The sequence below is a fragment of the Tabrizicola sp. genome (genome assembly GCF_036781545.1).
GTDB lineage: Bacteria > Pseudomonadota > Alphaproteobacteria > Rhodobacterales > Rhodobacteraceae > Tabrizicola.
In genome coordinates this window covers 1-11424 of sequence record NZ_DAIQAT010000112.1, presented here as the reverse complement: position 1 = coordinate 11424, position 11424 = coordinate 1, and the positions used below count along the sequence as shown (strand labels likewise).

Here is an 11424-nt window from a genome sequence, read left to right as displayed (position 1 = left end):
GGGATGACACGCTCATCGGCGGCGCGGGCAACGACACGCTGATCGGCGGCGAGGGAGCGGACCTGATCGACGGCGGCGCGGGGAACGACCGGCTGGAAGGTGGCGCAGGGGATGATGTGCTGCTGGGGGGAAGCGGGTCGGACGTGCTTTGGGGCGGTGATGGGGACGACTGGCTGGATGGTGGCGCCGATGCCGACCGGCTGGAAGGCGGCGCGGGGACGGATACGCTGCTGGGCGGTGACGGCAATGATACGCTCCTCGGCGGTGACGGCGACGACTGGCTGGAGGGCGGTGCGGGAAATGACCGGCTGGAAGGCGGGGGGGGCGACGATGTCCTCTTGGGTGGGCCGGGCGCCGACACCTTCGTGTTCAACGGCGGGGCGGATGTGATCGTCGATTTCACCCGTCTTCAGGACAAGGTGGTTCTGGATCTGCGGTTGTGGGACGGGCCGCATCCGAGCGTTGCAGCCATTCTGGCCGGAGCGGAGGTGACGGAGAGCGGCCTGCACTTCGACTTCGGGGCGGGGAACACGCTGGACATCGCCGGGATTTTCAACGCAAACCTCCTGCTGGGCGACATTCTGTTCGTGTGAAAAGGCGGAGACCCTATGGCGGTGAAAGTGCTGGTGACAGGTGGGGCGGGCTATATCGGCTCTCATGCCTGCAAGGCTCTGGCGCGGGCGGGGTTCGAGCCGGTGGTCTTCGACAATCTTTCGACCGGCTGGAAGGGGGCGGTGAAATGGGGGCCGCTGGTCCGGGGCGACCTGATGGATCGGGTCAGCATCGACGCGGCGCTGGCCGAGCATCGCCCGGTGGCGGTGATGCATTTCGCGGCGCTGTCGCTGGTGGGCGAGTCGATGCAGGACCCTGGGCGCTATTGGCGGGTGAACGTCGGGGGAGCGCTGAACCTTCTGGAGGCCTGTGCGGCGGCCGGGGTGCGGAACTTCGTCTTCTCCTCGACCTGCGCGACTTATGGCGATCAGGACGGTGTGCTTCTGACCGAGGAGACGCCGCAGAGGCCGATCAACGCCTATGGCGGGTCGAAACTGGCAATTGAACAAATGCTAAAGGATTTCGGCAAGTCAGCCGGGATTTCCCATGTAATCTTTCGATATTTCAACGTTGCGGGCGCGGACTCGGAGGGCGAGGCCGGCGAGCAGCATGTGCCGGAGACGCATCTGATCCCGCTGATGCTGGATGCCGTTGCGGGCAAGCGCCCGGCGCTGACGGTGTTCGGGACCGATTATCCGACGCCGGACGGGACCTGTGTGCGCGACTATGTCCATGTAAGCGATCTGGCCGATGCCCATGTCCTGGGGCTGCGGCGGCTGCTGGACGGCAAGGGCGACGGGGTGTTCTGCCTGGGCACGGGGCGCGGCTTTTCGGTGCGCGAGGTGATCGAGGCGAGCCGGATGGTCACGAACCGCGAAGTGCCGGTGGTGATCGGCGAAAGGCGGGCGGGGGATGCGGCGGCGCTGGTGTCGTCCTCGACCCATGCGATCCTGGAACTGGGCTGGGAGCCGCAGCGCTCGTCCCTGCGGCAGATGATCGGCGACGCATGGGCCTGGGCACAGAAGCCGGGGTTTGCCGAATAGTCAGAGATCCCAGTCGACGGGCTTTTTCTGCGGGGCCGCATCGGCGCTGAGCCCGAGCCAGGCGGCGCGGAGCGGCAGCTTGCGCTCGGCCCCCCAATCGCCGGTGACGGTCAACTCGTCGCCCTCCAGCATCACGCCTGCGACGGACTGGCCCGAGGGCCAGCGGATCGCGCCGAGGATGTGGCGTATCTCGACGGTGCCGAGGGGGTCGAGCACCAGGAGCGCGGGTTGCCCGGCGGCGGTCAGCGGGTCGGGGGTTTCCTGCGAGGAGAGGCCGAGCACGGGCAGCGCGGCGCCTTCCTCGACCCCGAGGCAGGCTTTGTGGCGGCCGTTCCAGGGGGCATAGTCGCGCCCGCCGTTGGAATGCCAGAGCATCGTCATCGGCAGCGCACGGGCGTTACGCAGGGTGAGGATGAGGTCGCCCTCGGCGGGGCGCACGATGGCGGTCCAGCCGAGACGCGAGGCAGGGTCCTCGATTCCGGCGACGAAATCCTCGTGCGCCTCGCCCCAGGGATAGCGGTAGAGGTTGACGGTACCGCCATCGGCGGCGGGAAATTCGGCGGCCTCCTCGGCGCGGCGGGGGTAGGCGAGGCGCGAGCGGCCCCGCGTGGTCTCCAGCGGTTCGGGCAGGGTTTCCCACCAGCGCTTGCGGGAGAAGGACAGTTTCGCGCCGTTCGGGACCGAGATCATCGCGTGGTTGGCGGTGGGAAGGGACCCGTTGCCGCCGATGAAAAGGTGGCGCTGGTAGAGGAAGGGGTGGTCGTCGGCGAGCGACAGTTCCTTGACCACGGTCGCGCCCTGCACCGCGCCGTCCAGTACGGCGCGGAGTGTGCCCGGGGCCGAGGGGGTGACGCGCCAGTCGCCATTGGCGGTGAGGCCGTGGAGGCCATCGGGGCTGGCACCGAAGGGGGCGGCGAGGAAGTCGCCCGCCAGCCAGCGCTGGTGCGGGGGCGCGTCAGCGGGCACTTCGTCGGGTGACCAGGGGGCGTGGTGGAGGGGGGCGATGGTCGCGCCCTCGTCGCTGACCTCGAGATGTTGCAGCACGCCGCCGCGCGGGGAGAAGGCGAGGCTGATGCCGCGGGCGGTGAGCGTGTGGGTCATGGCGGCCTCCCTTTGGCGCGAGGCTAGCCGGTGGGACTGGCCGGGCGCAAGGTCAGGCGGGCAGAAGCTCCAGCGCGACACCCTGGCCGACGCCGACGCAGAGCGAGACGAGGGCCGACCGGCCGCCGGTCTCGGCCAGGCGGCGGGCGGCAGTCCCGGCAAGGCGGGCGCCGGACATGCCGAGGGGATGGCCCATGGCAATGGCACCGCCGTGGGCGTTCAGGCGCGGGTCGTCGTCCGCCATCCCCCAGGCGCGGGTGCAAGCGAGGACCTGGGCGGCGAAGGCCTCGTTCAGCTCGATCACGTCATGATCCTGCGCGGTGCGTCCAGTGCGGGTGGCAAGGCGGCGGGCAGCCTCGACCGGGCCGATGCCCATGATCCGCGGTTCCACCGCGCCAGAGGCGGCGGCGCCGATCCGGGCGAGCGGGGTGAGCCGGTGTTTCCGGACGGCCTCGGCGCTGGCGAGGATCACCGCTGCGGCCCCGTCGTTCACGCCGGAGGCATTGCCTGCGGTCACGGTGCCGGGCTTGCGGAACGGGGCGGGAAGGGCGGCGAGTTTTTCCAGGCTGGTGGGCCGCGGGTGTTCGTCGGTGCTGACCAGGGTGTCACCCTTCCGGCCGGGAATGGTGACGGGCAGGATGTCTGCCGCGTGCCAGGCGGCGTCGTAGCGCGATTGCGAGAGAAGCGCGTAGCGGTCCTGGTCCTCGCGGCTGATGGCATGGTCGGCGGCGAGGTTTTCGGCGGTTTCCGGCATGGCCTCGGTGCCCCAGAGCTGCGCCATGCGGGGGTGGATGAAGCGCCAGCCGATGGTGGTGTCGAAGATTTCAGGCGCGCGGGCGAAGGCGGTCTCTGCCTTGGGCATGACGAAGGGCGCGCGGGACATGCTTTCGACGCCACCTGCGATGACGATATCGGCGGCCCCGTCGCGGATCACTCGCGCAGCGGTGATCACCGCGTCGAGGCCCGAGGCGCAGAGGCGGTTCACGGTCAGCGCCGGGACAGTCGGGCCAAGGCGAGAGAGAAGGGTGGCCATTCGGGCGACGTTGCGGTTGTCCTCGCCCGCCTGGTTGGCGCAGCCGAAGACCACCTCGTCGACCGGAACGTCGTGGAGGTCGAGAAGCCCGTCGATGACGCGGGTGGCAAGGTCGTCGGGGCGGACCGGGGCGAGCGCGCCGGCATAGCGGCCGATGGGGGTGCGCCGGTGGGCGCAGAGGAAGACTTCGGTCATTTCGCCTCCAGCCCCGGTGCGGGGTCGTAGCGGGGTTTCAGGGGGTCCGGCGCGGCGGCGCGGAGGCGGGCGAGCTCGGTCAGGATGGGTTGGCGGCCGTGGCGGGCGAGGGCCTCGAACGGGCCGCGCGGGAAGTTGAGGCCAAGACGCATCGCAGTGTCGATGCCGTCGGGCGTGGTGCCGCCTTCGGCGAGGAGCCAGTGGGCCTCGTTGACAAGGGTCGCCTCGATGCGGAGCACGACGGCGTCGGCATCGGCGGGCGGGCTGGCGGGGCCGTCAGGAAAGACGAAGCCCTTGCCCGTCTTGCGGCCAAGGTTTCCGCTGGCAACCTGGGCCTTCAGCGCGGGGAAGGGCAGATAGCGGGGGTGGCTTCCCATCGCGCCGTACATCCCCTCGGTCGCGGCAAGGTTGATGTCGGCGCCGATCAGGTCGATCAGCGCGAAGGGGCCGAGTCTGTAGCCAGCGGCGGTCATGGCGGCGTCGATCTCGGCCGCGCTGCGGCCTTCGGAGAGAAGGGCCAGCGCCTCGCCGTAATAGGGCCGGGCGCAGCGGTTGACGATGAAACCGGGGCGGTCGGGGCAAAGGATGACGGTCTTGCCCGCAGCCTCGGTCCAGTCTTTCGCATGGGCGATGGCGGTGGGTGAAGTGCCCGCATGGTGGGCGAGTTCCACAAGCTTCATCGCCGGGGGCGGGTTGAAGAAGTGCAGCGCGAGGATGCGGTCCGGGTGCCGGAGGCCAGCGGCGATGGCGTGGATCGGCAGCGAGGAGGTGTTGGTGGCGAGGATCGCATCGGGGGCGATCAGGGGCTCCAGCGTGGCGAAGAGGGCCTGCTTGGGGTCCAGCTTCTCGACGATGGCCTCGATGATCAGGCGGCAGGGGGCGAGGGCGGTCAGGTCCGCGGCCACGGTCAGGCGGGAGAGGGTGGCGTCACGATCGGCCTCGGCCAGTTTTCCGGCGGTGACGCGGGCTTGCAGGGCCTGGGCCAGCCGGTCACGGGCGCTGTCGCGCGCGGGGGGATGGGCGTCGGTCGCGATGACCGGGAAACCCGCCTGGGCATAGACCTGCGCGATGCCGAGGCCCATGGTCCCCAACCCGACGATGCCGATGGTGGGGCGGTCGGTCATTGGCCGGTGAACCCCGGCTTGCGTTTTTCGCGGAAGGCGCGGATGCCTTCCGACTTGTCGGCGGTGTCCAGCAGCGCCTCGAAGGCGGCGCGTTCCTGGTCCAGCGCCAGAGCGCCTTCGGCCCCGGCGACGAGCGCGGCTTTGGCGGCCACAAGGGCCAGCGGCGCGCGTTCGGCGAGCTTTTCGGTCAGGGGGCGGGCGATGTCTTGTGCCGCCCCTTCGCCAAGCCAGCCCGCGATGCCCCAGTCATAGGCGGTGGCGGCAGGCAGGATTTCCCCGGTCAGGACCAGCCGCGTCGCCCGCGCGCGCCCGACCAGCGACAGAAGCCGCTGCGCCCCGCCCGCGCCGGGGATCAGGCCGAGGTTCGTCTCCGGCAGGCCGACCCGTGCCGTGGCCCCCAGCACCAGACAATCCGCCATCAGCGCCAGTTCGAACCCTCCCCCCAGCGCGAAACCGTCGACGGCGGCGACCAGCGGTTTCGGGAAGGCGCGGATCGCCGCCCAATGCGCCTTTCGGGGGTCGGCAGCGCCTTCGGCGGCGGTCTTGCCCTCGATCTCGGCAATGTCGGCCCCCGCGGCGAAGTTGCCTTCGGCCCCGGTGAGGAGAACCGCGCGGCAGGCGGGATCGCCTGCGAGGTCGGTCAACGCCCCCGCCAGTTGCGCCAGCAGAGCGGTGTTCAGCGCATTCTTCGCCTGCGGCCGGTTCAGCACCAGCCGGGTCCAGGCGCCCTGCGGTTCGACGATCAGATCCATGCCCTGCATCCTGCATCGCCGCGCCGGAATTTCAAGCTAGAAATTTCAAGCTTGAAATTATTTTATCGCGATGGCAGGCTTCCGTCAGTCAGGGACTCGGAGGGTCAGGTGAAAGTTCTTTGCCTTGGGGGTGGTCCGGCGGGCCTGTATTTCGCCATTTCGATGAAGCTGCGCGATCCGTCGCATCAGGTCACGGTGCTGGAGCGGAACCGCGCGGACGACACGTTCGGCTGGGGCGTGGTGCTGTCCGACGACGCCATGGCGCGGATGAAGCAGAACGACCCGCAGTCCTACGAGGCGATCAAGGCGAATTTCGCTTATTGGGACGACATCGCCGTGGTGCATCGGGGCGAGCGCCAGGTTTCGGGCGGGCACGGGTTCGCCGGGATCGGACGGATGAAGATGCTCCTGATCCTGCAGGAGCGGGCGCGCGAGCTGGGGGTGGACCTGCAGTTCCAGACCGAGTTCAAGTCGGCCGAGGATTACCGCAAGGATTATGACCTCGTGGTGGCGACCGACGGGATCAACTCATTGGTCCGCCGCGAATATGCCGATGTCTTCAAGCCCGATATCGACCAGCGGCTGGTCAAGTTCATCTGGCTGGGCACCCACCAGAAGTTCGACGACGCCTTCACCTTCATCTTCGAGGAGACCGAGTGGGGCTGGTTCTGGGCGCATGTCTACCAGTTCGACAATGACACCGCGACCTTCATCGTCGACTGCATGCCCGAGACTTGGGATCGTGCCGGGTTCGCCGACATGTCGAAGGAAGAGATCGTCGCCACCTGCCAGCGGATTTTCGCCAAGCATCTGGGCGGGCATGACCTGATGTCGAACGCCAACCACCTGCGGGGCTCGGCGGTCTGGATGCAGTTCCCGCGCGTGCTGTGCGAGCGCTGGTACAACGGCAACGTCGTGCTGATGGGCGATGCGGCGGCGACGGGGCATTATTCCATCGGTTCGGGGTCGCGGCTGGCTTTCGATTCGGCGATTGCGCTGGCGGATTACCTGCATTCCGAACCCACGATGGAAGCGGCCTTCCAGCGCTATCAGGACGAACGCCGTGTCGAGGTGTTGCGGTTGCAATCGGCGGCGAGGAACAGCCTGGAATGGTTCGAGCGGGTCGAGCGCTATCTGGACATGGCGCCGATGCAGTTCGCCTATTCGCTTCTGACCCGCAGCCAGCGGATCAGCCACGAGAACCTGCGGCTGCGTGACCCGGACTGGCTGCGCAAGGCCGAGGACTGGTTCCAGTCGCAGGCCGGGGGACAGGCGGGCCGCCAGCCGATGTTCGCGCCGTTCCAGCTGCGCGGGGTGCGGCTGGAGAACCGGGTCGTCGTGTCGCCGATGGCGCAGTACAAGGCGGTGGACGGCTGCCCGACCGACTGGCATTTCGCGCATTATGCCGAGCGGGCGAAGGGCGGCGCGGGGCTGGTCTATGTCGAGATGACCTGCGTCTCGCCGGAAGGGCGGATCACGCCGGGCTGTCCGGGTCTGTATGCGCCGGAGCATGAGGTGGCCTGGAAGCGGTTGGGCGATTTCGTCCATGCCGAGACCAAGGCGAAGCTCTGCTGCCAGATCGGACATTCGGGGCGGAAGGGCAGCACGCAGCTTGGCTGGGAGGAGGGGGATGCTCCGCTCGCTTCAGGCAACTGGGAAACGATGAGCGCCAGTGCGATCCCGTGGAGCAAGGGCAACGCGGTGCCGAAGGCGATGACGCGGGCGGACATGGATATGGTGCGCGACCAGTTCGTCGCCTCGACCCGCATGGCCGAGCGCGCCGGATTTGACATGATCGAACTTCATGCGGCGCATGGCTATCTGATTTCGTCGTTCATAAGCCCGAAATCGAACATCCGCAGCGACGAGTATGGCGGCAGCCTGGAGAACCGGCTGCGCTTTCCGCTGGAGGTGTTCCGGGCGATGCGGGCAGCCTGGCCGGAGGACAAGCCGATGTCGGTCCGGATTTCGGCGAATGACTGGGTGGGCGACGACGGCGTGACGCCGGAGGAGGCGGTGGAGATCGCCAAGGCATTCGCCGCCGCCGGGGCCGATATCATCGACGTCAGCGCCGGGCAGACCTCGACCGATGCCAAGCCCGTCTATGGCCGGATGTTCCAGACCCCGTTCAGCGACCGGATCCGCAACGAGGCGGGGCTTGCGACCATCGCGGTGGGCAACATCACCGAGGCGGATCAGGTGAACGGCATCCTTCTGGCAGGGCGAGCGGATCTGGTGGCGCTGGCGCGGCCGCATCTGGCCGATCCCTACTGGACGCTGCATGCGGCGGTGAAGGCGGGGGATGAGGCGGTGTTCTGGCCGAACCCCTATCTCAACGGCCGCGACCAGGCGCTGCGGTTGCAGGCGCGGGCGCAAGAGGTGATCCGGGTATGAATCCTTCCGGCAGGCGCGTGCTGATCACGGGGGGCGGCTCGGGCGCGGGCGCCGACCTTGCGCGCGGCTTTGCCGAGGCGGGGGCGGAGGTGGTGATCGCGGGTCGCCGGGCGGAGGCGCTGAAGGCGGTTGCCGAGCCGATGGGCGCGCGCTGGGTGCAAGCGGACGTGACCGACGAAACCTCGGTCGCGGCGATGTTCCGGCAGGCGGGGCCTTGCGATATCGTCATCGCCAATGCGGGCGCGGCGGACAGCGGGGTGATGGCGAAGACCACGCTAGCCCAGTGGAACGCGATGCTGGCGGTGAACCTGACCGGGGTCTTCCTGACCTTCCGCGAGGCGCTTGGCCAGTTCCGCGGCGAGGGGCGGCTGATCGCCGTGGCCTCGACCGCAGGGTTGAAGGGCTATGCCAAGGTGGCGCCCTATGCCGCGGCGAAGCACGGGGTGATCGGTCTGGTGCGGTCGCTGGCGCTGGAAGTGGCGCGGAAGGGGATCACGGTCAATGCGATCTGTCCGGGGTTCCTGGACACGCCGATGACCGAGCATTCGGTGCAGGTGATCGCCGAGAAGACCGGGAAAAGCCTGGCCGAGGCGCGGGCAGCGCTGGAGGGTCTCAGCCCGCAGGGGCGGCTTTACCAGCCCTCGGAAGTGACGGCGGCAGCGCTGTATCTGGCGTCGGACGCGGCGGGCGGCGTGAACGGGGCCTGCCTCACGATCTCGGGGGGCGAGGTGTGAGCGAGGGATCGAAGCGGCGGTTGAAGATGTGGATCCGGCTTCTGGGCGTGACCCGGACGGCGGAGAACGGGTTGCGCGAGTACCTGCGGGTAAAGCACGACACCACGCTGCCGCGTTTCGACGTGATGGCCGCGCTGTATCGCCGCCGCGAGGGAGTGACGATGAGCGAGCTTTCCCGGATGCTCCTGGTGTCGAACGGCAATGCGACGGCGGTCGTCGACCGGCTGGAGGGTGACGGGCTGGTCCGGCGCACCCCCTCGGAGGTGGACCGGCGAACAGTGCATGTGGCGCTGACACGGGAGGGAACCGCGGCTTTCGAGACGATGGCCGAGGGGCACGAGGCCGAGGTCGCGCGCCTGTTCGGCGGGCTGAGCGACGAGGAACTGGACCAGATGACGGCGATCCTGAAGAGGATGGGACGATGAGCGTTGTGTCGGGAAGCGAGATGGCAGGCCTGAAGCCGCAGCATTTCCTGTGGGAGGTGAAGGACCGCATCGCGGTGGTCCGGCTGAACCGTCCCGACCGGAAGAACCCGCTGACCTTCGACAGCTACGCGGAACTCCGCGACACCTTCCGCGCGCTGGTCTATGCGACGGATGTGGACGTGGTGGTTTTCGCCTCGAACGGCGGGAATTTCTGCTCGGGCGGCGATGTGCATGACATCATCGGGCCGCTGATCGGGCTGCCGATGAAGGATCTCCTGGCCTTTACCCGGATGACCGGCGATCTGGTCAAGGCGATGATTTCCTGCGGTAAACCGATCATCGCTGCGGTGGATGGCGTCGCGGTGGGGGCCGGGGCGATCATCGCAATGGCGTCCGACCTGCGGCTGGCGACGCCGGCGGCGAAATGTGCCTTCCTGTTCACGCGGGTCGGCCTCGCCGGCTGCGACATGGGCGCCTGCGCCATGCTGCCGCGGATCGTCGGGCAGGGGCGGGCGGCGGAGCTTCTGTATACGGGCCGGGTGATGGGCGCCGAGGAAGGCGAACGCTGGGGCTTCTGGAACGCCCTGCACGGCGCGGAGGTGCTGGAGGCGGAGGCGATGAAGCTGGCGCAGCGGCTGGCGGCGGGGCCGACTTTTGCGCATGGGATCACCAAGACCCAGCTGAACCAGGAATGGAACATGGGGCTGGAACAGGCGATCGAGGCCGAGGCTCAGGCTCAGGCGATCTGCATGCAGACGAAGGACTTTGACCGGGCCTACCGGGCCTTCGTCGCGAAAGAGAAACCCGTCTTCGCGGGGGACTGAGGGCGGACCGGGGGCCAGCCCCCGGACCCCCGGGATATTTGGGCAAAGATGAAATGAGCGACACGAGTTTCCTTGACTGGCCGTTCTTCGAGCCTCGCCACCGCGAGTTGGCGGCGGCACTGGACGCCTGGGCAGCGGCCAGCCTGCCGGTTGCGCATGACGATGTGGATGCGGCCTGCAAGGGGCTGGTCGCGGCCCTGGGCGCGGGCGGCTGGCTGACGCATTCCGGCGCGGGCGAGGGGGAGCGGCTGGATGTACGCTCCTTGTGCCTGATCCGCGAGACGCTGGCGCGGCACGATGGGCTGGCGGATTTCGCCTTTGCCATGCAGGGGCTGGGGATGGGGGCGGTCAGTCTGTTCGGCACGGCGGCGCAGCGGGAGTGGCTGGGGCGGACGCGGACCGGGAAGGCGATTTCAGGCTTTGCGCTGACCGAGCCGGGGTCGGGGTCGGACGTGGCGGCGACCGCGACCCTGGCGGAGCGGGTGCCGGGCGGCTGGCGGCTGAACGGCGAGAAGACCTATATCTCGAATGGCGGGATCGCCGATGTCTATGTGATCTTCGCGCGGACCGGGGAGGCTCCGGGGGCGAAGGGGCTGTCGGCTTTCCTTTTGCCGGCGACGACCAAGGGGCTGGAGGTGGTGAGCCGGATCGAGGTCATCGCGCCGCATCCCTTGGCGCATCTGCGGCTGAGCGATGTGGTGCTGCCCGAGGCCGCGCTGATCGGCAAGCCCGGCGAGGGGTTCAAGATCGCCATGTCGGTGCTGGACGTGTTCCGGTCCACCGTCGGCGCGGCGGCGCTGGGGTTTGCGCGGCGGGCGCTGGACGAGGCGCTGGCGCGGGTACAGTCGCGCCGCATTCAGGGGCAGGCCTTGAGCGAGCTGCAACTGGTGCAGGGGCATCTGGCGGACATGGCGCTGGAGATCGACGCCTCGGCCCTGCTGGTCTATCGGGCGGCCTGGACCAAGGACCAGGGCGCGGCGCGGGTCAGCCGGGAGGCGGCGATGGCCAAGCTGTTCTCGACCGAGGCCGCGCAGCGGGTGATCGACATGGCGGTGCAGTTGCACGGCGGGGACGGGGTGCGGCAGGGCTTCGCGGTCGAAAGCCTCTACCGTGAAATCCGCGCGCTGCGCATCTACGAGGGCGCCAGCGACGTGCAGCGCATCATCATCGCGCGGAGCATTCTGGGATGACCTACGAGCGCCTGATCCAGATCGAGTTCAACCATTGCGACCCGGCGGGGATCGTCT

Annotated in this window: 11 protein-coding genes; 7 read left to right on the top strand and 4 right to left on the bottom strand. The window is 68.7% G+C overall.

Features of this window, described 5'->3' with window-relative positions; all coding sequences use genetic code 11:
- Nucleotides 1-593, top strand: a 593-nt coding sequence (locus tag V7Q39_RS14920; protein WP_333817399.1) for a calcium-binding protein, incomplete at its 5' end; no start/stop codon positions are given.
- 15 nt (nt 594-608) lie between these two features.
- Nucleotides 609-1595, top strand: coding sequence for a UDP-glucose 4-epimerase GalE (galE, locus tag V7Q39_RS14915; protein WP_333817398.1), 987 nt, complete (start codon nt 609-611; stop codon nt 1593-1595).
- Here the strand turns inward: galE and V7Q39_RS14910 are convergent, their stop codons facing one another.
- The 4 genes from V7Q39_RS14910 to V7Q39_RS14895 are packed head-to-tail and all read right to left on the bottom strand — an operon-like array spanning nt 1596 to nt 5800.
- Nucleotides 1596-2696, bottom strand: a complete 1101-nt coding sequence (locus V7Q39_RS14910) for a hypothetical protein (RefSeq protein ID WP_333817397.1) — start codon at nt 2694-2696, stop codon at nt 1596-1598. It abuts the gene before it with no gap.
- A gap of 52 nt (nt 2697-2748) precedes the next feature.
- Nucleotides 2749-3924: an acetyl-CoA C-acyltransferase gene (locus V7Q39_RS14905; RefSeq protein WP_333817396.1), complete on the bottom strand. Its 1176-nt coding sequence runs from the start codon at nt 3922-3924 to the stop codon at nt 2749-2751.
- Nucleotides 3921-5048: a 3-hydroxyacyl-CoA dehydrogenase gene (locus V7Q39_RS14900; protein ID WP_333817395.1), complete on the bottom strand. Its 1128-nt coding sequence runs from the start codon at nt 5046-5048 to the stop codon at nt 3921-3923. Before V7Q39_RS14900 ends, V7Q39_RS14905 begins: the two co-directional genes overlap by 4 nt.
- The gene (locus V7Q39_RS14895; RefSeq protein WP_333817394.1) at nt 5045-5800 is read right to left on the bottom strand and encodes an enoyl-CoA hydratase-related protein; all 756 of its coding nucleotides are present in this window, start codon (nt 5798-5800) and stop codon (nt 5045-5047) included. The genes V7Q39_RS14900 and V7Q39_RS14895 overlap by 4 nt, the downstream gene beginning before the upstream one ends.
- A gap of 108 nt (nt 5801-5908) precedes the next feature.
- On the opposite strand from V7Q39_RS14895, the gene V7Q39_RS14890 reads away from it, so the two are divergent.
- From V7Q39_RS14890 to V7Q39_RS14870, 5 genes are read left to right on the top strand one after another with little or no spacing between them, the layout of a single operon-like run.
- Complete coding sequence (locus tag V7Q39_RS14890; protein WP_333817393.1) at nt 5909-8194, top strand: bifunctional salicylyl-CoA 5-hydroxylase/oxidoreductase; 2286 nt, start codon at nt 5909-5911, stop codon at nt 8192-8194.
- Nucleotides 8191-8928, top strand: coding sequence for an SDR family NAD(P)-dependent oxidoreductase (locus V7Q39_RS14885; protein WP_333817392.1), 738 nt, complete (start codon nt 8191-8193; stop codon nt 8926-8928). Before V7Q39_RS14890 ends, V7Q39_RS14885 begins: the two co-directional genes overlap by 4 nt.
- Nucleotides 8925-9353, top strand: a complete 429-nt coding sequence (locus V7Q39_RS14880) for a MarR family winged helix-turn-helix transcriptional regulator (RefSeq protein WP_333817391.1) — start codon at nt 8925-8927, stop codon at nt 9351-9353. The genes V7Q39_RS14885 and V7Q39_RS14880 overlap by 4 nt, the downstream gene beginning before the upstream one ends.
- A 20-nt stretch (nt 9354-9373) precedes the next feature.
- Nucleotides 9374-10177 carry an enoyl-CoA hydratase family protein gene (locus tag V7Q39_RS14875; RefSeq protein WP_443082528.1) on the top strand — a complete coding sequence of 268 codons (804 nt, stop codon included), beginning with the start codon at nt 9374-9376 and terminating at the stop codon, nt 10175-10177.
- 53 nt (nt 10178-10230) lie between these two features.
- Nucleotides 10231-11367, top strand: a complete 1137-nt coding sequence (locus V7Q39_RS14870; protein ID WP_333817389.1) for an acyl-CoA dehydrogenase family protein — start codon at nt 10231-10233, stop codon at nt 11365-11367.
- Nucleotides 11368-11424: the final 57 nt, after the last annotated feature.